This window comes from Stutzerimonas balearica DSM 6083 (genome assembly GCF_000818015.1).
GTDB classification, from domain to species: Bacteria; Pseudomonadota; Gammaproteobacteria; order Pseudomonadales; family Pseudomonadaceae; genus Stutzerimonas; species Stutzerimonas balearica.
In genome coordinates this window covers 2,616,236-2,641,112 of sequence record NZ_CP007511.1, presented here as the reverse complement: position 1 = coordinate 2,641,112, position 24,877 = coordinate 2,616,236, and the positions used below count along the sequence as shown (strand labels likewise).

Annotated in this window: 18 protein-coding genes, 1 tRNA gene and 2 pseudogenes; 13 read left to right on the top strand and 8 right to left on the bottom strand. The window is 64.9% G+C overall.

Translation table 11 applies throughout. From position 1 onward, the window contains the following. Positions 1–163: 163 nt before the first annotated feature. Positions 164–1,840, top strand: a complete 1,677-nt coding sequence (locus CL52_RS11900; RefSeq protein WP_041105730.1) for a DEAD/DEAH box helicase — start codon at positions 164–166, stop codon at positions 1,838–1,840. 137 nt (positions 1,841–1,977) lie between these two features. Here the strand turns inward: CL52_RS11900 and CL52_RS11895 are convergent, their stop codons facing one another. Continuing rightward, positions 1,978–3,210 (bottom strand): DUF2254 domain-containing protein, encoded by a 1,233-nt coding sequence (locus CL52_RS11895; RefSeq protein WP_043220839.1) that lies wholly within the window; start codon positions 3,208–3,210, stop codon positions 1,978–1,980. 305 nt (positions 3,211–3,515) lie between these two features. Between CL52_RS11895 and acs the strand changes: the two genes are divergently transcribed. Beyond that, the gene (gene acs / locus CL52_RS11890; protein ID WP_043220838.1) at positions 3,516–5,474 is read left to right on the top strand and encodes an acetate--CoA ligase; all 1,959 of its coding nucleotides are present in this window, start codon (positions 3,516–3,518) and stop codon (positions 5,472–5,474) included. A 31-nt stretch (positions 5,475–5,505) separates the two neighbouring features. Here the strand turns inward: acs and CL52_RS11885 are convergent, their stop codons facing one another. Both CL52_RS11885 and CL52_RS11880 read right to left on the bottom strand, forming a co-directional pair. Then, positions 5,506–6,600, bottom strand: coding sequence for a mechanosensitive ion channel family protein (locus CL52_RS11885; protein ID WP_041105724.1), 1,095 nt, complete (start codon positions 6,598–6,600; stop codon positions 5,506–5,508). Between the two features lie 283 nt (positions 6,601–6,883). Further along, positions 6,884–7,246: a rhodanese-like domain-containing protein gene (locus CL52_RS11880; protein WP_043220835.1), complete on the bottom strand. Its 363-nt coding sequence runs from the start codon at positions 7,244–7,246 to the stop codon at positions 6,884–6,886. A gap of 365 nt (positions 7,247–7,611) precedes the next feature. Between CL52_RS11880 and CL52_RS11875 the strand changes: the two genes are divergently transcribed. Further along, positions 7,612–8,064, top strand: a complete 453-nt coding sequence (locus CL52_RS11875) for a hypothetical protein (protein WP_043220833.1) — start codon at positions 7,612–7,614, stop codon at positions 8,062–8,064. On the opposite strand, the pseudogene mapR reads toward CL52_RS11875, so the two are convergent. Both mapR and ccoG read right to left on the bottom strand, forming a co-directional pair. Further along, positions 8,061–9,492 (bottom strand): annotated as a pseudogene (gene mapR / locus CL52_RS11870) (GntR family transcriptional regulator MpaR). The gene CL52_RS11875 and the pseudogene mapR sit on opposite strands and share 4 nt — an antisense overlap. A gap of 61 nt (positions 9,493–9,553) precedes the next feature. Then, positions 9,554–10,964: pseudogene (gene ccoG, locus CL52_RS11865) on the bottom strand (cytochrome c oxidase accessory protein CcoG). A gap of 225 nt (positions 10,965–11,189) precedes the next feature. Between ccoG and CL52_RS11860 the strand changes: the two are divergent. The 3 genes from CL52_RS11860 to CL52_RS11850 all read left to right on the top strand — a co-directional run bounded on the left by CL52_RS11860 (position 11,190) and on the right by CL52_RS11850 (position 12,559). Further along, positions 11,190–11,561: a CidA/LrgA family protein gene (locus CL52_RS11860; protein ID WP_041104774.1), complete on the top strand. Its 372-nt coding sequence runs from the start codon at positions 11,190–11,192 to the stop codon at positions 11,559–11,561. Then, positions 11,558–12,250, top strand: coding sequence for an LrgB family protein (locus tag CL52_RS11855; protein WP_043220831.1), 693 nt, complete (start codon positions 11,558–11,560; stop codon positions 12,248–12,250). The genes CL52_RS11860 and CL52_RS11855 overlap by 4 nt, the downstream gene beginning before the upstream one ends. Positions 12,251–12,343: 93 nt before the next feature. Further along, complete coding sequence (locus CL52_RS11850; protein WP_043220829.1) at positions 12,344–12,559, top strand: hypothetical protein; 216 nt, start codon at positions 12,344–12,346, stop codon at positions 12,557–12,559. A 58-nt stretch (positions 12,560–12,617) separates the two neighbouring features. Here CL52_RS11850 and CL52_RS11845 read toward each other — a convergent pair. After that, a tRNA-Ser gene (locus CL52_RS11845) sits at positions 12,618–12,707 on the bottom strand. 286 nt (positions 12,708–12,993) lie between these two features. Here CL52_RS11845 and CL52_RS11840 point away from each other — a divergent pair. The 3 genes from CL52_RS11840 (at position 12,994) to CL52_RS11830 (ending at position 15,366) form a co-directional block, all read left to right on the top strand. After that, positions 12,994–13,686, top strand: a complete 693-nt coding sequence (locus CL52_RS11840) for a crotonase/enoyl-CoA hydratase family protein (protein ID WP_043220827.1) — start codon at positions 12,994–12,996, stop codon at positions 13,684–13,686. A 123-nt stretch (positions 13,687–13,809) separates the two neighbouring features. Beyond that, positions 13,810–15,030 (top strand): aspartate aminotransferase family protein, encoded by a 1,221-nt coding sequence (locus CL52_RS11835; RefSeq protein WP_043220824.1) that lies wholly within the window; start codon positions 13,810–13,812, stop codon positions 15,028–15,030. 54 nt (positions 15,031–15,084) lie between these two features. Next, complete coding sequence (locus tag CL52_RS11830) at positions 15,085–15,366, top strand: hypothetical protein (RefSeq protein WP_041104781.1); 282 nt, start codon at positions 15,085–15,087, stop codon at positions 15,364–15,366. 10 nt (positions 15,367–15,376) lie between these two features. On the opposite strand, the gene CL52_RS11825 is transcribed toward CL52_RS11830, so the two are convergent. Next, a complete protein-coding gene (locus CL52_RS11825; protein ID WP_043220823.1) occupies positions 15,377–15,739 on the bottom strand; it encodes a YgaP-like transmembrane domain in 363 nt (120 codons plus the stop codon). Between the two features lie 76 nt (positions 15,740–15,815). Further along, positions 15,816–17,849 carry a S9 family peptidase gene (locus tag CL52_RS11820; RefSeq protein ID WP_043220821.1) on the bottom strand — a complete coding sequence of 678 codons (2,034 nt, stop codon included), beginning with the start codon at positions 17,847–17,849 and terminating at the stop codon, positions 15,816–15,818. A 409-nt stretch (positions 17,850–18,258) separates the two neighbouring features. Here CL52_RS11820 and fadB point away from each other — a divergent pair, with 409 nt between their 5' ends. The 4 genes from fadB to topA all read left to right on the top strand — a co-directional run bounded on the left by fadB (position 18,259) and on the right by topA (position 24,786). Beyond that, positions 18,259–20,406 carry a fatty acid oxidation complex subunit alpha FadB gene (gene fadB / locus CL52_RS11815; RefSeq protein ID WP_043220819.1) on the top strand — a complete coding sequence of 716 codons (2,148 nt, stop codon included), beginning with the start codon at positions 18,259–18,261 and terminating at the stop codon, positions 20,404–20,406. A gap of 18 nt (positions 20,407–20,424) precedes the next feature. Next, positions 20,425–21,600 carry an acetyl-CoA C-acyltransferase FadA gene (fadA, locus tag CL52_RS11810; RefSeq protein ID WP_041104787.1) on the top strand — a complete coding sequence of 392 codons (1,176 nt, stop codon included), beginning with the start codon at positions 20,425–20,427 and terminating at the stop codon, positions 21,598–21,600. A gap of 123 nt (positions 21,601–21,723) precedes the next feature. After that, positions 21,724–21,951, top strand: a complete 228-nt coding sequence (locus CL52_RS11805) for a DUF1653 domain-containing protein (protein WP_041104789.1) — start codon at positions 21,724–21,726, stop codon at positions 21,949–21,951. Between the two features lie 237 nt (positions 21,952–22,188). Continuing rightward, a complete protein-coding gene (gene topA, locus CL52_RS11800) occupies positions 22,189–24,786 on the top strand; it encodes a type I DNA topoisomerase (RefSeq protein ID WP_043220818.1) in 2,598 nt (865 codons plus the stop codon). Positions 24,787–24,877: the final 91 nt, after the last annotated feature.

Genomic DNA, 24,877 nt, shown 5'->3' with positions numbered 1-24,877 from the left:
CGCTGCTTCGGCTGCTGTCCGCCCCGCGCGGACTATCCTTGACGATTCATCATCCATACGTTTTCGCAACCCCGCCGACCAGGCTGCCAGGGTGACCTTCGGGTTTTGCACGGCATGCGCAGCTTCGGAACATGGGTCTTGCGGAGCATCAGAGACAAGACCCATGACCCAGGAAATCGGCGGCTTTGCCGCACTCGGTATTCATTCCGCTGTTCTGGCTGCGATCAGCGCAGTCGGCTATGAAGAACCATCCCCTATTCAGGCCCAGGCGATCCCGGTGATCCTCGATGGCCACGACATGATCGGCCAGGCCCAGACCGGCACCGGCAAGACCGCGGCCTTCGCGCTGCCGATCCTGTCGAAGATCGACCCGGCCAAGCGTGAGCCGCAGGCGCTGATCCTCGCACCGACCCGCGAGCTGGCGCTGCAGGTGGCCACCGCCTTCGAAACCTATTCCAAGCAGCTGCCGGGTGTCGGTGTCGTCGCCATCTACGGCGGTGCGCCCATGGGCCCGCAGCTCAAGGCGATCCGCCAGGGCGCGCAGATCATCGTCGCCACCCCGGGCCGTCTGGTCGACCACCTGAGCCGCAACAGCGAGCTGCTGTCGACCATCCGCTTCATGGTCCTCGACGAAGCGGACGAAATGCTCAAGCTCGGCTTCATGGACGACCTCGAAGTGATCTTCGAGGCGATGCCGGAAAGCCGTCAGAGCGTGCTGTTCTCCGCGACCCTGCCGCATTCGATCCGCGCGATTGCCGAAAAGCACCTGCGCGAGCCGAAGCACATCAAGATCGCCGCCAAGACCCAGACCGTCGCGCGCATCGAGCAGGCGCACCTGATGGTCCACGCCGACCAGAAGATCCCGGCGGTGCTACGTCTGCTGGAGGTCGAGGATTTCGACGCACTGATCGCCTTCGTGCGCACCAAGCAGGCCACGCTGGACCTGGCCGCTGCGCTGGAAGCCAAGGGCTACAAGGCCGCTGCACTCAACGGTGATATCGCGCAGAACCAGCGTGAGCGCGTGATCGAGTCGCTCAAGGATGGCCGTCTGGACATCGTCGTGGCCACCGACGTCGCCGCCCGCGGCATCGACGTACCGCGCATCACCCACGTGTTCAACGTCGACATGCCGTACGATCCGGAATCCTACGTTCACCGCATCGGTCGTACCGGCCGCGCCGGTCGCGAAGGCCGCGCGCTGCTGCTGGTCACTCCGCGCGAACGGCGCATGCTGCAGGTCATCGAGCGCGTCACCGGGCAGAAGGTCGCCGAGGCGCGTCTGCCCGATCCGCAGCAGGTGCTCGACGCCCGCATCCGCCGGCTGACCGAGAGCCTGACGCCGCTGGTCGCTGACGCCGAGGCCAGCCACGGTGAATTGCTCGACCGCTTGATCGCCGACATCGGCTGCACGCCGCGCGCGTTGGCCGCGGCGCTGCTGCGCAAGGCCACCAACGGCCAGGCGCTGACGCTCGCCGAGGTGCAGAAAGAGCAGCCATTGGTGCCGGTCGGCGGCCCGCGCGAGCGCTCCGAGCGCAGTGATCGTGGCGAGCGCTCCGAGCGTGGCGACCGCGAGCGTCGTGCGCCGATGCCGTTGGCCGAAGGTCGCGTGCGCTGCCGCACGCCGCTGGGCGCGCGCGACGGTATCGCGGCGCGCAATTTGCTGGGCGCCATCCTCAACGAAGGTGGCCTGGCGCGCGATGCCATCGGCCGTATCCAGGTACGCGACAGCTTCAGCCTGGTCGAGCTGCCGGAGGACGGCCTCGAACGTCTGCTCGGCAAGCTGAAGGACACCCGCGTTGGCGGCAAGCAGCTCAAGCTGCGTCGTTATCGCGAAGACTGATCGGCGTCGCGCATCGGGAAAAGGCGAGCTTCGGCTCGCCTTTTTCGTTTCCGCGGTTCAGTGTTCGGGCTCCGGCGACAGCAGGCGGACCGGCGGCAGGCGCGGGCCAAGCTCGTTGAGGCGCTGCAGCGATTCGTTCACCACCTGGCGGTCAGGTTGCTGTCGGCATCGCTACGCAGCGCGCTGATTTCCGCGTGCAGCGCCTGCAGCTGCGCGGCGCTCTGCTCGCCATGGGCAGCGTTCTTCAGGCAGCGTAGCAGGGCGACGATCACCAGGGGGGCGTGGTTGCCATAGGTGCGCAGCGGGCCGAGCATTTCCACCAGCAGGCGTTCGGTGCCCAGCTGTGGGTAGAACAGCCGCGGCCGGCCGTTTTCCAGGCAGCCGACGTCAAAGGCGGGCACACCGCCGATTCGACCCAGGATCACTCCGAGCAGGTTGCACACGCGAATCGCCGTGCCCGGGTCGTTGATCGAAGGGCTGATCGCCTTGACGGCTACTTCGGTCATCTGGCGCATGGCGAACGAAACGTTGGACCGGGCGAATTCGTCGTCATGGAAATCGAAGCAGCTGAGCAGGGCATTGCACTGCTCCGCCTGCAGCGGCCTGCTCAGCTTGATCAGTGGATGCCCCTCGACGAGAAAGAAGCCGGGTTCGACCTGGATGACCGCCAACAGGTCGTGCTTTCGCAGCAGTTGCCCGAGTTGCCGCTCATTCACCCGGCGCAGGTAACCCGGCTGCCGGGCTCGCACGCACCACCAGTCGCTGTCGTCCGGCGGCAGCTGGAGTTCGCCCAGCCGCGCGACACGCGTGTCGAGCGCGTCGGTCGCCTCGCGATAAAGCTGGCGCACGACCCAGTCCGGCTGGATCGACTGCGACACCGAGCGGATGAACACCACGAACAGCACCATGCTGTTGAGGCCGGCCAGCAGGGCGAGCAGGGCGCCGAAGCTCGGGACGCTGCTCGGCTGGCTGGTGTTCACCTGGCTGATCATCAGCAGCAGGTAGAGGATGTTGCCCAGGTAGGCGCCAAGGATGACGCTGTTGCGCCTGTCGCTGATCAGCTGCGGCAGCACCCGCGGCGACAGGCGCGCGGCGGCGCCGTTGAGCACGACCATGACCATGGAGAAGGAAAACACCATCAGCGAGACGACCGCGGCGATCAGCGTGCCGAGGATCTCGCGCACATTGTCCGGGTCGTCCAGGCCCGCCGGCAGCGCAGGGCGCAAGCGGTCGGCGAGCGAGCTGCCGTCGAACGCCAGCAGCGCGATGCCGAAGAGCAGATGCGCCGAGGCGATCAGCGCCGGGTAGAACGCGATGCTCTGATGGATGCGGTCGAGCAGGCGAAACAGGCGGTTCGTGGCAGGAGGCATGCCGGGCTCCGGAGGCGCGTGGTCTGCCGGATATCTGACCGCGATGCAGGGTCAAATACGCAATCTCGGCGATTTCGAGCTAAAGGAGAGATGACACCCCGGCTCGCTTTGGCGAGCTGTCTGTCGGGCGCCGGTGGCCTTCGGCCTCCGTTGCGGTGCGGCGACCAGCGCCGTTATCTGCAGCGACGCCGCCGCTATCCGGTTGGCGCTTGCCGCACAGGCCTGTGGCAAGCGCTCGGGTTGATATGGGTACGCCTGAAGGACGCGGGGGTTCCAGCTGCAAGCAGACAGACAGAGGTGATGCCATGAGTGCTGCATCCGTGTATCCCGTGCAACCGGAGGTGGCTGCCCGGTCGTTGACCGATGAAGCCACTTACAAGGCCTTGTATCAGCAGTCGGTGGTCAACCCGGAAGGGTTCTGGCGCGAGCAGGCGGCGCGTCTGGACTGGATCCGTCCGTTCAGCGAGGTCAAGCGAACCTCGTTCGACGACCACCATGTCTCGATCAAATGGTTTGCCGACGGCACGCTGAACGTCTCGGCCAACTGCCTGGATCGCCACCTGGCCGAACGTGGCGATCAGGTGGCGATCATCTGGGAAGGCGACGACCCCTCGGAGCACCGCGAGCTCACCTACCGCGAGCTCCACCAGGAGGTCTGCAAGTTCGCCAATGCCTTGCGTGGCCAGGACGTGCATCGCGGCGATGTAGTGACGCTCTACATGCCGATGATCCCGGAGGCGGCCATCGCGATGCTGGCCTGCGCCCGCATCGGTGCCATCCACTCGGTGGTGTTCGGCGGTTTCTCCCCGGAGGCATTGGCCGGGCGCATCATCGACGGGCAGTCGAAGGTGGTGATCACCGCCGACGAAGGCATACGCGGCGGCAAGAAGGTCCCGCTCAAGGACAACGTCGACGAGGCGTTGACCAATCCGCGCACCCATTGCGTGCAGAAGATCATCGTGGTGCGGCGCACGGGGGAGCGCATCCGCTGGCACCCGCATCGCGACGTCTGCTATGACGATCTGATGCGGGTGGCCGGGGAAACCTGCGCGCCGAAGGAAATGGGCGCCGAGGAACCGCTGTTCATCCTCTACACCTCCGGTTCGACCGGTCGGCCCAAAGGCGTATTGCACACCTGCGGCGGCTACCTGCTGTACGCCGCCCTGACGCACGAGCGGGTGTTCGACTATCGGCCCGGCGAAATCTACTGGTGCACCGCCGACATCGGCTGGATCACCGGCCACAGCTACCTGATCTACGGCCCACTGGCCAACGGCGCGACGACGCTGATGTACGAGGGGGTGCCCAATCATCCGGACGTCAGGCGCGTGGCGCAGATCATCGACAAGCACCGGGTCAACATCCTGTACACGGCGCCCACGGCGCCCACGGCGATTTGCGCGATGATGGCCGAGGGCGCTGCCGCGGTCGAAGGCGCCGACGGTTCGAGCCTGCGTCTACTCGGCACGGTCGGCGAGCCGATCAATCCGGAGGCCTGGCACTGGTACCACGAGACCGTCGGCCAGTCGCGCTGCCCGATCGTCGACACCTGGTGGCAGACCGAGACCGGCGGCATTCTCATCAGCCCGTTGCCGGGCGCCACTGCGCTCAAGCCGGGTTCGGCAACCCGGCCGTTCTTCGGCGTGGTGCCCGGGTTGGTGGACAACCTGGGCAATCTTCTCGAAGGGGCGACCGAAGGCAATCTGGTGATCCTCGATTCCTGGCCGGGCCAGGCGCGCACGCTGTACCGCGACCACGACCGCTTCGTCGATACCTACTTCAAGACCTTTCGCGGCATGTACTTCACCGGCGACGGCGCCCGGCGCGACGAGGACGGCTACTACTGGATCACCGGGCGGGTCGACGACGTGCTGAACGTCTCCGGCCACCGGCTGGGCACCGCGGAGATCGAGAGCGCGATGGTCGCGCACCCGAAGGTGGCCGAAGCGGCGGTGGTCGGCGTGCCGCATGCGGTCAAGGGGCAGGCCATCTACGTGTTCGTGACGCTGCTGGCGGGCGTCGAGCCCAGCGAAGCGCTGCGTGACGAGCTGTGCCACTGGGTGCGCCAGGAGATCGGCCCGATCGCCATGCCGGATGTCATCCAGTGGGCGCCAGGGCTTCCGAAGACCCGTTCGGGCAAGATCATGCGCCGCATCCTGCGCAAGATCGCTACCGACGACTACGAGGCGCTGGGCGACATTTCGACCCTCTCAGAGCCTGGCGTGGTGCAACAGCTGATCGCCGATCGCAAGGCCATGGGGTGAGGCGACGCCGCCGCGACGGCGTCGCGCTGGCTTAGCCATTGGCCGCCGGCTTGGCTTCGGCCACGCCGGCGACGCTGAGCTCCGGCAGGCGGCCGCCGACGAATTCGACGCTGCGGGTCGGGAAGGCGAAGCTGACGCCCATCTCGCGCAGGCCGTCGAGCAGACCCAGGTTGATCTCCTGCTGGGCATCCATGTACTGGTTGTAGTCGGAGGTCTGCATGATGTAGACGACCTCGAAGGTCAGCTGGCTGTCATCGAAGGCAAGGAAGTGGGCGCGGTCGAACTTGGCCTGTTCGACCCCATCGATGATGCGCTTGACCAACTGGCCGATCTCCCGAACCTTGTCGCTCGGCGTGTCATAGGTGACGCCGAACTTGAAGACGATGCGCCGCGTGTTCATGCGCTTGTAGTTGTGCACGGTCTGCTGGAGCAGGTCGGCGTTGGAGCAGACGATCTGCTCGCCGCTCAGCGAGCGGATGCGCGTGCTCTTTAGGCCGATGTGCTCGATGTTGCCGGCGACGTCGCCGAAGACGACGAAATCGCCGATCTCGAACGGCTTGTCGATGCCGATCGACAGCGAGGCGAACACGTCGCTGAGCAGCGTCTGCACGGCCAGGGCGATGGCGATACCGCCGACACCGAGGCTGGCGACCATCGCCGTGATGTTCACTCCGAGGTTGGCCAGGATCGACAGCAGCATCATGGTCCACACCACGATACGCAGCATGATGCCGATGATGGTGGTGGTGACCGGGTTGCGCGCCTTGCCGTCGCGGGTCAGGCTTTCCATCCACAGGCGAACGGCGGTGTCCATCCACAGGGCGATCTGAAAGGCCAGCGCGATGAACCAGCCATGCGCCATGGTCAGCTCCCAGCGCGGGGGTAGCTCGACCACCTTGAGGCCGATCAGCAGGGAAAAGGCGAACAGCAGCAGGTTGCTGGTGTGCTCGAGCATTTCTGCGGCGATGCCGCTGAATCCGCTGGTTGAACCATGGGCCAGCTTGCGCAGGCGCTTCTTGATCAGGGCCAGCGCGCTGCGCAGCACCCAGAAACTGACGAAGGTAACGGCCGCCACGATGGCGACGTCGATCCACAGGGTATTGTCCAGCAGAACTTCCCAATTCATTGCCTCGAACCTCCAGGGCGGCAAATGTGCCTAGGCACGGAAGGATTTGTCGGGAGCGCGCCTGCCCGAAGCCCGTTCAGGTCATGCGCAAGGCTGGGACGACCCCGAGCGGGGGCCGGCCCAGGCTCAGGTTAGCCCATGGCAGGTGATGTCAGTCGAACGTCAGGGCCTGCGCTGATGCGGCGCAAGCCCTGGCAAGGGAGAAACGCGCCCTGGGTTTTCGAGTCCGTCGGGGGCGATAAGTTCCATCGGCGGGGCGCCTGGGAGCTGCGGCGCAGGCGCTTCAGTCGGCGTCGAAGGCCGGTAGCAGGTCGCTGTAGCCGCCGGCGTTGATCACCTGGCGATAGCCCATCGATTCCAGCACCTGCTGCGCCTCGCCGGCGCGCCGGCCGCTGCGGCAGTAGAGCACCACCGGGGCGTCCTTGTCCGGTGCGACCTCGGCGATGTGCGCGGAGAATTCGGAGGTTTCGAGGTTGACTGCGCCAGGCAGGGCGCCCTCGGCGAATTCCTCGGGCGTGCGAACGTCGATCAGCGTCGCATTGGGCTGCGTCAGTGCCTGCATGGCGGCTTCCCGGTTGACGTCGCCGGCCATGGCCGACAGGTTCAGCAGGCTGGCGAGCAGGACGGCAAGTAGCACTTGGCGCATGGTGGTTACCTTATGGAACGCTCAGCCGAACAGGCGGCTGAGGTTGGGCAGAATCAGCACGACCGCAGTGGCCAGAAGTATAAGCGTCGCCTGCCTGAATTTCTTGTGTTTGAACATGGCTCAACCCTTTGTTGTTTTCGACGCTGCCGGCCGCTATGGGGCGGTTTTGAGCGCGCGGCGTCCGATTCGACGGGGGCCGTAGGTCCGCTCTCGCCAAAGCACGAAGTGGTCGAGCTGGGCCGTCTGCCGGAGGTTGTTGCCTTCAGGTCAGGCAAGTTCCGTACCGCCGAATGGCGCATGAGTGTCGCACTCCCCGCCGCTTGCTGTGGTCCACCGCCTACCAGCAACCCCTCGGAGGCGCCAGCATGATCAGACCCATCCATCTCCCGTTACTGCTTGTGGCGGCGGTCGCCGGCCAGGCCATCGCCCAGCAATCGCTGGAACAGGAACGCCACCGCATCGGTGAGGAACTGACGCAAAGCCGTGAGCAGACCGATCGCGACATCAACCGCATCCGCGAGGATGCGCTGGACCGGACCAACCGACTCGATGACGGGGCCCGCTCAACGCTCCCCGGGCAGCTCGGGCGTGGCAGCGGCAGCACCGTTCGCCAGCCCGACCGGCCGGTAGCGCCGGCCACGCACAGCGAACCCGGGCGGCCGCTGACCACGCCTCAACCTCGCCCCGCTGGCGACGGCACGACGATTCCCGGCACGCCGGACGCCGGCACGGGCATGCCTTCGGGCAATGGCGGTGCGGCGTCCGGCGCCGGTGGTGCCAGCACGGGCGGGGCCATGGGTGGCGGCGCCGATCGCTAGCTGCCGCGCTGCGCCGGCCCCAGGGTGCGCAGGATGCGCCCCAGCACGGCCATGGCTTCCTCGCTCTGCGCCGTCCATGGGTGGCCATGGTTGAGCCGCGCGCAGTGGCCGAAACGGCGGCTCGCCGAAAAGATCGGCCCTGGCGCCAGGCTGATGCCTTGCGCCAGGGCGAGGCGGAAGAGCTGTAGCGAATCCACCTGCTCGGGGAACTCGAACCACAGGAAATAGCCGCCGGCCGGCCGGGTGACACGCGTCTGCTGCGGGAAATGCCGGGCGGCCGAGGCGAGCATGGCGCTTTGCTGCATCTCCAGCGTGTGGCGCAGGCGTCGCAGGTGGCGGTCGTAACCGCCGTGCTGCAGGTAGTCGGCGATGGCTGCCTGGGCTGGTACGGAGGGTGACAGGGTGGTCATCAGCTTCAGCCGGCTGATCGATTCGGCGAATCGCCCCCCGGCGACCCAGCCGACCCGATAGCCGGGCGCCAGGCTTTTGGAGAACGAGCCGCAGTGCATCACCAGTCCCTCGCGGTCATGGCTCTTCACCGGCCGGGGCGGCTGCTTGCCGTAGTACAGCTCTGCATAGACGTCGTCCTCGATCAGCGGTACCTGATGCCGCTGAAGCAGAGCGTACAGCGCTTCCTTGTTCGCTTCGCTCATGCTCGCGCCGAGCGGATTCTGCAGGCTGCTCATGAACCAGCAGGCGCGAATCGGCAGCCGCTCGAGGCTGTCGGCCAATACCGCAAGGTCGATGCCCTCGCGCGGCTGCACCGGAATCTCCACTGCACGAAGCTCGAGGCGTTCGAGCACCTGCAGGCAGGCATAGAACGCCGGTGATTCGATCGCCACCAGATCGCCGGGCCGGGTGACGCTCTGCAGGCACAGGTTGAGCGCCTCCATCGCGCCGTTGGTGATCACCAGCTCGTCCATCGGCAGCAGCACGCCGCTGGTCATGTAGCGCAGGGCGATCTGCCGGCGCAGGTCGGGATTGCCGGCGGTCCATGTCGGCAATGACTTCGTGCGGCGAAAGCGTGCGCAGGCCATGCGCCATGGAGCGCGCCAGGCGTGCCAGGGGAAACAGATCGGGGCTGGGAAAGGCCGAGCCGAAGGGCACCGTCTGCGGGTCCTTCAGCGAACCGAGTACCGAGAACACCAGCTCGCTGACATCCACTTCGGTGGCCTGCGCGGACAGGCTGCGCGGCTCCGGTTCGGGAAGGGGGCGCTGGGCGTGCTCGCGAACGAAGTAGCCCGAGCGTGCCCGGGCCTGAATGAGCCCGCGATCCTCCAGCAGGTAGTAGGCCTGGAACACCGTCGACGGGCTCACGCCGTGCGAGCGACTGGCCTGGCGTACCGAGGGCACTCGTTCACCCGCGGCGAGCACACCGCTGCGGATCAGTTCGGCTATTTCCTCGGCAAGTTTCTCGTAGCGCTTCATCGACGGTCTCTGGGGCAGGGCAGGCACACTCTACGTCGGCCGCCTGCCCTTGTGCATGGCCTCAGCGCGGCGGCGCGATAAAGGTGCTGTCGGTGACGGCGCGCTGCTCCGCCGCGCCGGTGGCGGCAACCTCGAAGTACAGGGTGCGCGTACTGCGTGGCGCAGGCTCACTGAGCTGGACGACGCTGACGGCCAGATCGCGGATTTCGCCCCCGGCCAGCGCGAGTTCGTCGGGCCCCTGCAGCGCCAGGCCGTCGGCTCCGCGCAAGGCGAGTCGGTAGCGCTGGGGGAGCTGCGATTTGTTGATGATCTTCAGGCTGTAGACGTTCTCGATCTGACCGGCGGCGTTTTTCGCGGAACAGACCGCGGTCACGGGTGACATCGAGCGATACCAGCGGCCGGTCGGCCAGCGCCCAGGCGAAGGCGCCGATCATCACTGCCAGGGCAGCCACGTAGCCGAGCAGGCGTGGCCGCAGCCAGCGCGTCCGGCCACCCGCCAGCTCGCGCTCCGAGCCGTAGCGCACCAGGCCTCGGGCATAGCCCAGCTTGTCCATCACCTCATCGCAGGCGTCGATGCAGGCGGCGCAGCCGATGCACTCGAGCTGCAGGCCGTCGCGGATGTCGATCCCGGTGGGGCATACCTGGACACACAGGGTGCAGTCGATGCAGTCGCCCAGACCCTGGGCGCGGGCGTCGCTGTCCTTGCGTCGCGCACCACGCGGTTCGCCGCGCGCGGCATCGTAGGCGATCGTCAGCGTGTCGCGGTCGAACATCACGCTCTGGAAGCGCGAGTAGGGGCACATGTCCCGGCAGACCTTCTCGCGCAGCCAACCGGCATTGAGGTAGGTCGCTGCCGTGAAGAACAGCACCCAGAATGCCGTGGAGCCGTCCAGCTGCAGCCTGGCCAGGTCCGCGATCAATGCGTGGATCGGCGTGAAGTAGCCGACGAAGGTCACCGCGGTGACGAGCGAGATGGCCAGCCATAACGCATGCCGTGCGGTGCGTCGGCCCAGCTTCTGGAACGACCAGGGTGCGGCATCGAGCTTCAGCCGCTGGCCGCGGTCGCCTTCGGTGATGCGTTCGGCCCACATGAACAGCCAGGTCCAGACGCTTTGCGGGCAGGCGTAACCGCACCACACGCGACCGGCAAATACGGTGACGGCGAACAGGCCGAAGGCGCAGATGATCAGCAGCGCGGACAGCAGAATGAAATCCTGTGGCCAGAATGTCGCGCCGAAGATGTGGAACTTGCGTTCCGCCAGATCCCAGAGCACCGCCTGGCGTCCCTCCCAGTTCAGCCAGGCGGTGCCGAAGAACAGCGCCATCAGCGAACCCGCGCCGAGCAGGCGCAGGTTCCGGAAGCGGCCGCGAAAGCGGCGGGTGTGGATCGGCCCACCGGCCTGAGCCGGGGTCAGGCGCAAGGGACGGTGATCGAGCGTTTCAATCGCGCGGACGGGAATGCGGTCGTTCATGGGGCAGGTCCAGCAGGCCGGTTCGGATGCGCCGCATCTTCCGGTAGCCGTGGTGTGCATAACAGACTCAGCTCCGTGTGCAAAAAGCAGATCAGATAGAGGGCGACTGGCTGATCGAAGAGCCTGATACGGTCTCTTCGAGTGCAACTGATCCTGTCTCCGTCGCGCATGCATGCGGCATAGTCGCGGGTCGCGCATTCCGGGCCGGCTCTCGATGTCGGCTCGATGAAGAGGAGAACAGATGTGCTGAAAGGGCTTTTCGTGTTGGTGCTGTTACAAATTGCAGGGACGACGCTGAGCAGCCTGTGGCTGCCGATGTTGCCGGGCCCGATCGTCGGGCTGGTCCTGTTGCTGCTGGGGCTGGCGTTTCTCGGTGCAGTGCCCGAGTCCCTGCAGAAGGCGGCTTCCTTGCTGCTGCAGTACCTTCCGCTGATGCTGATGATCCATGCCGCGGGCATCATGACCAGCTACGAACTGTTGTTCGACGAGTTTGCCGTGGTGATTGTTGCGCTGCTGGCTTCGCTGCTGGTGACCATTCCGGTCTGCGGCTGGCTGCTGCAGTTTCTCGCGCGTCGGATGGGAGGTGAGCAGCCATGACGGCCTGGCACAGCTTCATCGGTCATCCGCTGTTTTCCGTGGGCCTGACGCTGCTGGCATTCCAGTTGGCCGTCGCGCTCTATCGTCGCTCGGGGTGGCTGCTCCTGCAGCCGGTACTGGTCGGCATGTTGTTGATCGTCGCGGTGTTGGCGCTGTGTGGCATCGACTACCGCGACTATCGCCGCGACGCCGAGCCCATCGCCTGGCTGCTCGGCCCGGCGACAGTCGCCCTGGCCGTGCCGCTGCGCGAGAACCTCGCGCGCATTCGTCAGCTGTTCTGGCCGATCGTCATCACGCTGGCGGTCGCCGGGGTGCTCACGGTGCTGATCACGCTGCTGGTGTGCTGGTTGCTCGGCGCCAGCGAGGCCCTGTCCATGAGCCTGGCGCCAAAGTCGGTGACCATGCCCATCGCCATGCTGGTCGCCGACCAGCTGGGCGGCGTCGCGGCGCTGGCGGCAGTGATGGTCATGCTCACCGGCGTCATCGGTACGGTGCTCGGGCCGCCGCTGCTACGCCTGGCGCGGGTCGACCATCCTGCTGCGCGCGGCTTCAGCTATGGCATCAACGCCCATGCGATCGGCACCGCCCATGCGCTGCATGAGAGCCGGGAATGCGGTGCTTTCGCCGCCCTGGCGATGAGCCTGCTGGGTGTCGCCACGGCGCTTTTGATGCCCTGGTTGTTGAGCTGACAGGTGCAGCAGGCCGTTCATGAGCCGGACGGGCGGCCGGAACGGCGGCCCGGCGGCGCTCTCGAAAGCTGAAACAGCGAGCGAGGAAGAACGATGGCCAGCGAAGACAGCAAGCGAGACCCGATCATTCCCGGCCGCCCCGAGCTGCCGGGGCGTGGGCGCACCGATCTCGAGCCGAGCGACGAAGCCGGGATAGACGAGCTTCCGGACAACGACGGCGCGCTCCCGCACGGGCGGCGGCGGAACGAGCAACTCCCCGATACCGACCCGGACAACGCCGAGCGCGATGGCGTCATCAACCCGCGCTGAATAAATGAAGGCGCAACGAAAAAGCCCCTGAGTCGCAAGACTCAGGGGCTTTTTTAACTGGCGGTGAGGAAGGGATTCGAACCCTTGATACGGTTTCCCGTATACACACTTTCCAGGCGTGCTCCTTCAACCACTCGGACACCTCACCGGATCTCAACGGGCGTGCTGTCCGTCGAGGCGCGCTAATTTAGCCGAAGGCTTTTCGAATGGCAAAAACTTTTTGAGTTTTTTCATGCATTTAAGCCGGCCGTCTTCGCGCAGGGCTTGACCGAGCGCCAGGCGCGGCAACTCTGCGGGAGCTCGCAGCGGTAGCGCTGGAACAGCGGCGAAATGCGGCAATCGGTGACCGAACGGTCAGTCAAGGCGCTTTACCGAGCGAGTTCCGGTGAGTAACGTCGGCGCACTTGCGTAAAAGACAAACAAAGGGATGGGGCATGAGTGAGCTGATTTCGTACCAATTCGACGATGGCGTTGCCACGCTGACGCTGGCCAACGGCAAGGTCAATGCGTTGTCGCCGCAGATGTTCGAAGCGCTGAATGCGGCGCTCGATCGCGCCGAGCAGGATCGCGCCGTGGTGATCCTGACTGGCCAGCCGGGCATCCTCTCCGGGGGCTACGACCTGAAGGTAATGACCTCCAGCGCCGAAAACGCGATGAGCCTGGTGGCGACCGGCTCGGCCTTCACCCGGCGCATGCTGGCCCACCCTTATCCGATCATCGTGGCCTGCCCGGGCCACGCCATCGCCAAAGGGGCCTTTCTGCTGCTGGCTGCGGACTACCGCATCGGTGTTGAGGGGCCGTTCAACATCGGCCTGAACGAGGTGCAGATCGGCATGACCATGCACCATGCCGGTATCGAACTGGCCCGTGATCGCCTGGGCAAGGCCGCGTTCCAGCGCTCGGTCATCAACGGCGAGCTGTTCGATCCGCAGGGGGCCGTGCTGGCCGGGTTCCTCGATCGCGTCGTTTCCGCCGAGGCCTTGATGGAAACGGCACTGGCGGTGGCCGCCCAGCTGAAACGCATCAACATGGTGGCGCACAGGAATACCAAGCTGAAGGTGCGCAAAGCGCTGCTCGAGACGCTCGATCAGGCCATCGAGCTGGACAAGCAGCATTTCGGCGCCTGACAGCGAGTTTTTTTCTCGCGACCGCTCAAACGGGGCGGTCCTGCGTTTACACTGCGCCTTGTGACGCCCCGCCGCTGGCGGGGCGTTTTCTTTCCTAATTCCGACGCATCGCAGGAGAGCCCGATGTCCGCCCCGCATATCCCGGTTGAACGTGCCGATTTCGATCAGGTCATTGTTCCGAGCTTCGCCCCCGCCGCCTTCATTCCGGTGCGAGGCCAGGGGTCGCGAGTCTGGGACCAGAGCGGGCGAGAGCTGGTGGACTTCGCTGGTGGCATCGCGGTCAATGCCCTGGGGCACGCGCACCCGGCGTTGGTTGCTGCGCTGACCGAGCAGGCCGGCAAGCTCTGGCACATCTCCAATATCTTCACCAATGAGCCGGCCCTGCGTCTGGCCAAGAAGCTGGTGGCAGCGACCTTCGCCGACCGCGCGTTCTTCTGCAACTCCGGAGCGGAGGCCAACGAGGCCGCCTTCAAGCTGGCCCGCCGCTATGCGCATGACGTCCACGGGCCGCAGAAGTACGAGATCATCTCGGCGATCAACAGCTTTCATGGCCGTACGCTGTTCACCGTCACGGTAGGTGGTCAACCGAAGTACTCCGATGGTTTCGGGCCGAAGATCGAGGGCATCACCCACGTGCCCTACAACGATCTCGAGGCGCTGAGAGCGAAGATGTCCGAACGCACCTGTGCGGTGGTGCTCGAGCCGATCCAGGGCGAAAGCGGGGTGCTGCCGGCCGATCAGACCTACCTCGAGGGTGTGCGCGAGCTGTGCAACGAGCATGGCGCCTTGCTGATCTTCGACGAAGTACAGACTGGCATGGGCCGTACCGGCGACCTGTTTGCCTACATGCATTCGGGAGTGGTTCCGGACATCCTGACCAATGCCAAGAGCCTCGGCGGCGGTTTCCCGATCGGCGCGATGCTGACCACCCACGAGATCGCCGCGCACCTGAGCGTGGGCACCCACGGCACCACCTACGGGGGCAACCCGCTGGCCTGCGCGGTGGCCGAGACGGTGGTGGACATCGTCAATACGCCCGAGGTGCTGGAAGGCGTGAAGCAGCGTCATGCGCTGTTCCGCACGCGCCTCGAGGCGATCGGCGAGCGTTATGGCGTGTTCCGCCTGGTGCGTGGCCGCGGCCTGCTGATCGGCTGCGTCCTCAGCAACGCCTGGAAAGGCAAGGCGGCCGCCTTCTGCGCGGCGGCGGAACGGGAAGCGCTGATGATCCTGCAGGCCGGCCCCGACGTACTGCGCCTGGCGCCGAGCCTGATCATCGAGCAGGCCGACATCGACGAAGGCCTCGACCGCCTCGAGCGTGCCGTTGCCGCGCTGGTGCAGGCCTGACTCGTCCCGGGGGGCGGCTTGCCGCCCCTCAATTTTCCAGAAGAGCGAATGTCCATGAGCGATAGCCTGCAACTGATTCTCGAAGACGTCGACGGTACCCAGTTGGTGACCTCCTGCACCCGTTTTGCCGTGATGTGGCAGGGGCGTGAGGTCTGGATCCAGCAGGTCGGTAATGGCCAGCTGATGATCGGAGTGGATGTCGAGGAGGGCGACACCGAATACGCCAACCTGCTGCTGCGCCCCTTGGCGACCAATCTGGTCAGCCTGCAGCTGGAGATGGAGCCGGTCGAGGGCGAGGACGACGAACACGTCCACGGCCCCGATTGCAACCACTGAAGCACTGCGTTCAAGGGTTGGTCGGCGGACTGTCCAACCCCTGATTGCCCGTCACCGTGACGGTCGACGTGGCTGCTTGCGCACTGCTGCGCAAGCGCTCGCGTTCGGCCGGCGTCTGCTCCAGCGGCATGTGGCTGGAATCGATCACCGCGTTCTGCGCCTGTTCGCCGACTTCCTGCAGCACGCGCTTGGCCTCGCAGCGGCCGCTGATACCGCGCGCCAGCGCCAGGGCGCCGATTCCCACCTGGAGCAGGCCTCCAAGCCCCCCGTGGCGCAGACCTTTACCCAGAAGATACAGGCCGCCGGCCAGCGAGGCGGCGCGCTCCCAGCCATGGACGTTCTGCGCGGGTCGGTCGGAAGAGGTTCGGTTCATCGCATCAGCTCCTGAAGGTGTCCTCAATGAGTGACTGCCGGCGGCGATCCCGGTTCGCCGCCGCAGGTCGGCTGCGTCAGCCGGCCATGCCGAACACCTTGAGCACGAAGGCGTACTCCAGCGCCACATCCTTGAGCGCCTGGTAGCGACCGCTCATGCCACCGTGACCTGCGCCGAACTCGGTCTTGAGCAGCAACAGGTTGTCGTCGGTGCGGGTGGCGCGCAGCTTGGCAACCCACTTGGCGGCCTCCCAGTACTGCACACGGCTGTCGTTATAGCCGGCCACGGCAAGCAGCGGCGGATAGGCCTGGGCCCGGACATTTTCATAGGGCGCATAGGCCTTGATGCGCTCGTGCACCTCGGGCTGATTCGGGTCGCCCCATTCGTCGTACTCGGTCACGGTCAGCGGCAGGTCGGCGTTGAGCATGGTGTTGAGCACGTCGACGAAGGGCACCTCGGCGATCGCCGCACCGAACAGCTCCGGACGCAGGTTGAGCACGGCACCGATCAGCAGGCCGCCGGCACTACCGCCGCTGATGGCCAGGCGTGGCGATGTGGTGTAACCGTCGGCCAACAGCTGCTCGGCGCAGGCGATGAAGTCGTTGAAGGTGTTCGGCTTGTGCTCCAGCTTGCCGGCGCGGTACCAGGCCTCGCCCAGATCACCGCCGCCACGCACATGGGCGATGGCGAAGATGAAGCCGCGGTCGAGCAGCGACAGCCGCGCGTGGGAGAACCAGGGGTCGAGACTGTGACCGTAGGCGCCGTAGCCGTAGAGATAGAGCGGTGCGGGCTTGCCGAAGCTGTCGCGGCGGCCGACCAGGCTGATGGGAATCTGCGTGCCGTCCTGGGCGGTGGCCCAGATGCGCCGACTTTCATAGGCGTCCGCATCGAAGGGGCCTTCCACCGGGGTTTCCTTGAGCACCTCCTGCGTGCCGTCGGCCAGGGTCAGCTGGCGGATCTGCGCCGGGCGATTCAGCGCCTCGTAGCGCAGGCGGATCACCGTGCTGGTGAATTCCAGCGAGTTTTGCACGTGCAGGCTGTAGGCCGCATCGGGCAACTGCAGGCGATAGGGCTGGACGCCCTGTGGCCGCACCTCGATCACCGGCAGGCCGCTTTCGCGCAGGGTCAGGGTAATCGCCTCGGCGTTCAGGCTGACGTCCTCGAGCATCACCGCGTCATCATGCGGGACCAGCTCCTGCCAGTGCTCGCGGCCTGGCTCGGCCTCGCTGGCGTGATAAAGGGCGAAGTTGATGCCCGCCTGGTTGCTGCGGATCAGCCAGCGCCACTGGCCCTCGTACAGGCCATGATCGGGGAAGTATTCGTGATCCTCCTGGCGCGCTGCCAGACAGGTCCAGCTGCCCTCCGGCTGGTCCGCCGACAGCACCCAGGCTTCGCTGGTGGTCTTGCTGTGGGAGAGGATGACCAGCTGGCGGTCGGAGCTGGCGCGGTAGCAATGCACGAAGAAGCGCCCGTCCGGGTCATGGAATACCGCGTGGCTGCCGGTTTCGCCCAGGCGATGGCGGTAGATACTGTGTGGTCGGTGGGTCTCGTCCAGCTCGCCATAGAACAGGGTCTGGCTGTCGTTGGCCCAGGTCATGCTGCCGTCGCAGTTGTCGAAGGGCAGCTCGGTGACCGAGCCGCTGGCCAGGTCCTTGACGTACAGCCGGTAGATCTCGTCGCCTTCGCGGTCGAGGCTGTAGGCGAGCTTGCTGTGGTCCTGGCTGACGCTGAAGGCGCCCAGCGAAAGAAAGCCGCCACCGGCCAGCTCGTTGGGGTCGAGCAGCAGCTGTTCGGCGCTTTCATTGACGGTCAGCGAACCATCCAGCGGGCGCGGGCAGCGGTAGTGCCGCGGATACTCGTCGCCCGCGGTGGTGCGCTGGTAGTACAGCCACGGCCCCCAGGGGGAGGGCAGCGATAGATCGGTTTCGCGGATGCGGCTCTTGATCTCCTGAAACAGCGCTTCACGCAGTTCGGCCTGATCGGCGAGCTGCTCTTCGAGGTAGGCGTTCTCCGCCTTGAGATAAGCGAGCACTTCCGGGGCGTCGCGTTTTTCCAGCCAGCGATAGGGATCGGTACCGGCGTCGGCGCGAGCGATGGGGGGACGGGACATGCTGGGCTCCGAGCAAAGAGGGCGGGCGCCAGAGGTCGGCGCATTGTGGCTGCAGTGTACCTGCTGGTCCCCCGATTGACCTGCGCCTGCCGGCTTTGTTTGCGCGCCCCAGGCGCGAATGATCGATGTACTGAATGGTCAGGCATTGTCCCTGGGAGGGCCAGTCGTGCGCCATCGCTGCGCTGGTGCCCAGCGCAGCGAAGAGCGCGTGCGACCGATTGACAAGGCGACGCTTTTCCTCGAAGGTGTGCCGACCCAAATCAAACGGGCGTATGAATCGAGCGTTTGCCAGCGAACCTCGAGTGCCCGATGTATCGTGTCGGTGGGTGTCGTCGCCGCAAGGCGCGGTCGAGGAAGGCCGAAGACGTGCGACGCGTAACGTTCAGCTTCCATTCCTGGAGATCAGTTGATGATTTACGAAGGTAAAGCCATCACGGTTAAGGCTCTTGAGAGCGGCATCGTCGAATTGAATTTCGACCTCAAGGGTGAGTCCGTCAATAAATTCAATCGCCTCACTCTCAACGATCTGCGCCAGGCAGTCGATGCCATCAAGGCCGACGCTTCGGTCAAGGGTGTCGTCGTCACCAGCGGCAAGGATGTGTTCATCGTCGGCGCCGACATCACCGAGTTCGTCGACAACTTCAAGTTGCCCGATGAAGAGCTGGTTGCCGGCAACCTCGAAGCAAACAAGATCTTCAACGATTTCGAAGACCTGGGCGTGCCCACCGTGGTCGCCATCAACGGCATCGCCCTGGGTGGCGGTTTCGAGATGTGCATGGCCGCTGACTATCGCGTCATGTCCACCGCCGCCAAGGTCGGTCTGCCGGAAGTCAAGTTGGGCATCTACCCGGGCTTCGGCGGCACCGTGCGTCTGCCGCGCCTGATCGGTGTGGACAACGCCGTCGAGTGGATCGCCTCCGGCAAGGAGAACCGCGCCGAAGACGCCCTCAAGGTGCACGCGGTCGATGCCGTCGTCGCTCCGGAGAAGCTGCAGGAAGCTGCACTGGATCTGGTCAAGCGCGCCATCTCCGGCGAACTGGACTACAAGGCCAAGCGCCAGCCGAAACTGGACAAGCTCAAGCTCAATGCCATCGAGCAGATGATGGCGTTCGAGACCACCAAGGCGTTCGTCGCAGGCCAGGCCGGCCCGAACTATCCGGCTCCGGTCGAGGCCATCAAGAGCATCCAGAAAGCGGCCAACTTCGGCCGTGACAAAGCGCTGGAAGTCGAAGCTGCCGGCTTCGTCAAGCTGGCCAAGACTTCGGTCGCCGAGAGCCTGATCGGCCTGTTCCTCAATGATCAGGAGCTGAAAAAGAAGGCCAAGGCCTACGACAAGCAGGCGCGCGACGTGAAGCTCGCTGCCGTACTCGGCGCCGGCATCATGGGTGGCGGCATCGCCTACCAGTCGGCTGTCAAGGGTACGCCGATCCTGATGAAGGATATCCGTGAAGAGGGTATCCAGATGGGCCTGGACGAAGCCTCCAAGCTGCTCGGCAAGCGTGTCGAGAAAGGCCGTCTGACGCCGGAGAAGATGGCTCAGGCGCTCAACGCCATCCGTCCGACCATGTCCTATGGCGATTTCGGCAACGTCGACATCGTCGTCGAAGCCGTGGTCGAGAATCCGAAGGTCAAGCACGCCGTGCTGGCCGAGGTGGAAGGCCACGTCCGTGAAGACGCGATCATCGCGTCCAACACGTCCACCATCTCCATCAGCTACCTGGCCCAGGCGCTCAAGCGTCCGGAAAACTTCTGCGGCATGCACTTCTTCAACCCGGTGCACATGATGCCTCTGGTTGAGGTTATCCGCGGCGAGAAGACCAGCGAAACCGCCATTGCCACCACCGTCGCCTACGCCAAGAAGATGGGCAAGAGCCCGGTCGTGGTCAACGATTGCCCGGGGTTCCTGGTCAACCGCGTGCTGTTCCCGTACTTCGGCGGCTTCGCCCGCGCCATCGCTCATGGTGTCGACTTCGTTCGTGCCGACAAGGTGATGGAGAAGTTCGGCTGGCCCATGGGCCCGGCCTACCTGATGGACGTCGTCGGCATGGACACCGGCCACCACGGCCGTGACGTGATGGCCGAAGGCTTCCCGGATCGCATGAAGGATGACAGCAAGACCGCCGTCGATGTCATGTATGAGGCCAATCGCCTCGGCCAGAAGAACGGCAAGGGCTTCTATGCCTACGAGATGGACAAGAAGGGCAAGCCGAAGAAGGTCGTCGATCCTCAGTCTTACGAGCTGCTCAAGCCGATCGTCAGCGAGACCCGCGAGCTGTCCGACGAGGACATCATCAACTACATGATGATCCCGCTGTGCCTGGAAACCGTGCGCTGCCTGGAAGACGGCATCGTCGAGACCGCTGCCGAAGCCGACATGGGCCTGATCTACGGCATTGGCTTCCCACCCTTCCGCGGTGGTGCGCTGCGCTACATCGATTCGATCGGCGTCGCCGAGTTCGTTGCGATGGCCGACAAGTACGCCGACCTGGGCCCGCTGTACCACCCGACCGCGAAGCTGCGTGAGATGGCTGCCAACGGCCAGCGCTTCTACGGTTAATCGAGGGAGAGAGAATTCATGAGCCTGAATCCAAGAGATGCAGTCATCGTCGACTTCGGTCGCACCCCGATGGGGCGCTCCAAGGGCGGCATGCACCGTAACACCCGCGCCGAGACCATGTCCGCACTGCTGATCGACGGCCTGCTGGCGCGCAATCCGAAGATCGACCCGGCCGAGGTCGAGGACGTGATCTGGGGCTGCGTCAACCAGACCCTCGAGCAGGGCTGGAACATCGCCCGTATGGCCTCGCTGCTGACCCGCATTCCGCACACCAGCGCCGGCCAGACCGTGAGCCGTCTGTGCGGTTCGTCCATGAGCGCCCTGCACACTGCCGTGCAGGCCATCCAGACCAACAACGGCGACGTGTTCGTCATTGGTGGCGTGGAGCACATGGGCCACGTCAGCATGATGCACGGTGTCGACCCGAACCCGCAGCTGTCGCTGCATGCGGCCAAGGCCTCGGGCATGATGGGCCTGACCGCCGAGATGCTCGGCAAGATGCACGGCATTACCCGTGAAGCCCAGGATCAGTTCGGCTACCGCTCGCACCAGCTGGCCTGGAAAGCGACTCAGGAAGGCAAGTTCAAGGACGAGATCATCCCGATGGAAGGTCACGACGAGAACGGCTTCCTCAAGGTCTTCGACTACGACGAAACCATCCGCCCGGAAACCACCCTCGAGGGTCTGGCTGAGCTCAAGCCGGCGTTCAACCCGAAGGGCGGCACCGTGACCGCCGGTACGTCTTCGCAGATCACCGACGGTGCGTCTTGCATGATCGTCATGTCGGCCCAGCGCGCCAAGGATCTCGGCATCCAGCCGATGGCCGTGGTTCGCGCCATGGCGCTGGCTGGTGTTGATCCGGCTATCATGGGCTACGGCCCGGTGCCGTCGACCCAGAAGGTGCTCAAGCGCGCCGGTCTGACCATGGACGACATTGACTTCGTCGAGCTCAACGAGGCCTTCGCCGCCCAGGCACTGCCGGTGCTCAAGGACCTCAAGCTGCTCGACAAGATGGAGCAGAAGGTCAACCTGCACGGTGGCGCCATCGCGCTGGGCCATCCGTTCGGCTGCTCCGGTGCGCGTATCTCCGGCACCCTGCTGAATGTGATGAAGCAGAACAACGGTACGCTGGGTATCGCCACCATGTGCATTGGCCTGGGCCAGGGCATCAGTACGGTGTTCGAGCGCGTCTGAAGACGGCATGACTGACAGTGACGGGCGACTGGGCTAGGCTGTGGCCTGTCGTCCGATGCTGCAGATTGGTGTCAATGAAAGCCGGGGCCGCAAGCCCCGGTTTTCCTTTTTGTGGAGGCTCTCATGCAGGTCCAGCCGGGGCGTTATCGCCATTACAAGGGGCCGGAATACCGGGTGTTTGCTGTGGTGCGCCACTCCGAGACGGAGGAGCCACTGGTGTTCTACCAGGCGCTTTACGGCGAGCGAGGGCTGTGGGTGCGCCCGTTGTCGATGTTCGTCGAGTCGGTGGAAGTCGACGGCGAGCGTGTACCGCGCTTCGCACTGGTGGAGGCCGAGCCAAGCCGTTTCTGACGTTGCCCGGTTGGCAGCTCTGTCGACTGCCGGCTTGACCTGTCATCCGTCACCACTATATATAGCGGTGCTTTTCAGGCAGAGCGATCATGCAGCCTCGTCGCGACCCTTTGCCGTGGGCCGCTCGGATCGGTGCCGAGGTCCTGACTCCAGCTCGCCTGGCGTATCCGGCAAGCGCACTTCCGAGCTCCGCAAGCTCTCCTTCGTTCACTTCTCGATTCAGGAAATCTCCACTCCATGGGTAAATCGCTGGTCATCGTGGAATCACCGGCCAAGGCCAAGACCATCAACAAGTACCTGGGTAACCAGTACGTGGTGAAGTCGAGTATCGGCCATATCCGCGACCTTCCTACCAGCGGCTCTGCGAGCAAGGAGCCGGCCAAGCGCGGCAAGGCTGCCGAAGCCTCGTCGCTGTCGCCGAAGGAAAAGGCCAAGCGCCAGCTGTTTGCCCGAATGGGAGTGGACCCTGAGCACGGCTGGAAAGCCAAGTACGAGATCCTGCCGGGCAAGGAGAAGGTGATCGAGGAACTTCGACGCCTGGCCAAGGAAGCCGACACCATCTATCTCGCAACCGACTTGGATAGAGAGGGAGAGGCCATCGCCTGGCACCTGCGCGAATCCATCGGCGGCGACGACGAGCGCTACAAGCGCGTGGTGTTCAACGAGATCACCAAAAAGGCCATTCAGGAAGCCTTCGCCCAGCCCGGCGAGCTGGACATCAACCGGGTAAACGCCCAGCAAGCGCGGCGCTTCCTCGATCGGGTGGTGGGCTACATGGTCTCGCCGCTGCTCTGGCAGAAAATCGCGCGTGGGCTTTCCGCCGGTCGCGTACAGTCGGTGGCGGTCAAGCTGGTGGTCGAGCGCGAGCGCGAGATTCGCGCTTTCGTGCCCGAAGAGTACTGGGAAGTGCACGCCGATCTGGCGACCGCGCAGCAGGCCAAGGTGCGCTTCGAAGTCGCCCGCGAGAAGGGTGAGGCGTTCAAGCCGCTGAACGAGGCGCAGGCCAAGGCCGCGATGGAAAAGCTCAAAAGCGCGACGTACAGCGTCAGCAAGCGCGAGGACAAGCCGACCTCGAGCAAGCCGTCGGCCCCCTTCATTACCTCGACGCTGCAGCAGGCGGCGAGCAATCGCCTGGGCTTCGGCGTAAAGAAGACCATGATGATGGCCCAGCGCCTGTACGAAGCTGGCTACATCACCTACATGCGTACCGACTCGACCAATCTTTCGGCCGATGCGCTGGTCATGGCCCGCGGGTTCATTGAAAGCGAGTTCGGCAGCCAGTACCTGCCGGAGAAGCCCAACTTCTATTCCAGCAAGGAAGGCGCCCAGGAGGCCCACGAGGCGATTCGTCCATCGGACGTCAACCTGCGGCCCAACCAGTTGTCGGGCATGGAGCGCGACGCCGAGCGCCTCTATGAGCTGATCTGGCGCCAGTTCGTCGCCTGCCAGATGCCGCCTGCACAGTACCTGGCGACCAGCGTGACCGTGACGGCCGGTGATTTCGAACTGCGTGCCAAGGGTCGCATCCTCAAGTTTGACGGCTACACCCGCGTGCTGCCGCAGCAGAGCAAGACCGGCGAAGATGACGTCTTGCCGGAAATGAAGCAGGGCGAGGCGATGGATTTGCTCGCGCTCGACCCCAGCCAGCACTTCACCAAGCCGCCGGCGCGTTATTCCGAGGCGAGCCTGGTCAAGGAAATGGAAAAGCGCGGCATCGGCCGGCCGTCCACCTACGCGGCGATCATTTCGACCATTCAGGATCGCGGCTATGTCTCGCTGCATAACCGCCGCTTCTACGCCGAGAAAATGGGCGAGATCGTTACCGAGCGCCTCTCCGAGAGCTTCGAGAACCTGATGGACTACGGGTTCACCGCCGGCATGGAAGAGCATCTGGACGATGTCGCGCAGGGCGAGCGGGAGTGGAAGCACGTGCTTGACGAGTTCTACGGTGACTTCCGCCGCAAGCTCGAGATCGCAGAGTCGCCGGATAGCGGCATGCGTGCCAACCAGCCGACCCTGACCGATATTCCGTGCAAGGTCTGCGGGCGGCCAATGATGATCCGCACCGCCTCGACCGGCGTGTTCCTCGGTTGCTCCGGCTACAGCCTGCCGCCGAAGGAGCGCTGCAAATCGACTATCAATCTGATTCCGGGCGACGAAATCGCAGCCGATGACGAGGGCGAGTCCGAATCCCTGGTGCTCTTGGGCAAGCGCCGCTGCCCCATCTGCAGCAATGCGATGGATGCCTACCTGCTCGACGAAAAGCACAAGCTGCATATTTGCGGTAACAACCCCGACTGCGCGGGCTACGAAGTGGAGGAGGGGCAGTTCCGCATCAAGGGCTACGAGGGCCCTAGTCTGGAGTGCGACAAATGCGGCAGCGAAATGCAGCTCAAGACCGGCCGGTTCGGCAAGTTCTTTGGCTGCACCAATGCGGAATGCAAGAACACCCGCAAGCTGCTGAAGAATGGTGAGCCGGCGCCGCCGAAGATGGATGCGGTGAAGATGCCGGAACTCAAATGCGAAAAGGTCGACGATACCTACGTGCTGCGCGACGGGGCGTCCGGGCTGTTCCTGGCCGCCAGCCAGTTCCCGAAAAACCGCGAAACGCGCGCGCCGTTGGTCAGCGAGCTGATCCCGCACAGGGATGAGATCGATCCCAAGTACCACTTCCTGCTCCAAGCGCCGCAGCAGGATCCCGAAGGACGCCCAGCGGTCATTCGCTTCAGTCGCAAGACCAAGGAGCAGTACGTGCAGTCCGAGGTCAATGGCAAGCCCACCGGCTGGAAGGCGTTCTACGACGGCGGTAAGTGGAAGGTGGAAGACAAGCGCTGATGCGCCGCTGCGACGGCGCCCGGTTCGAATGAGCGGGGCGCCCGTCGGGCATGTGCTGGTTTTGTCGCCGCAGGCGGTCCATTCTTGCGGC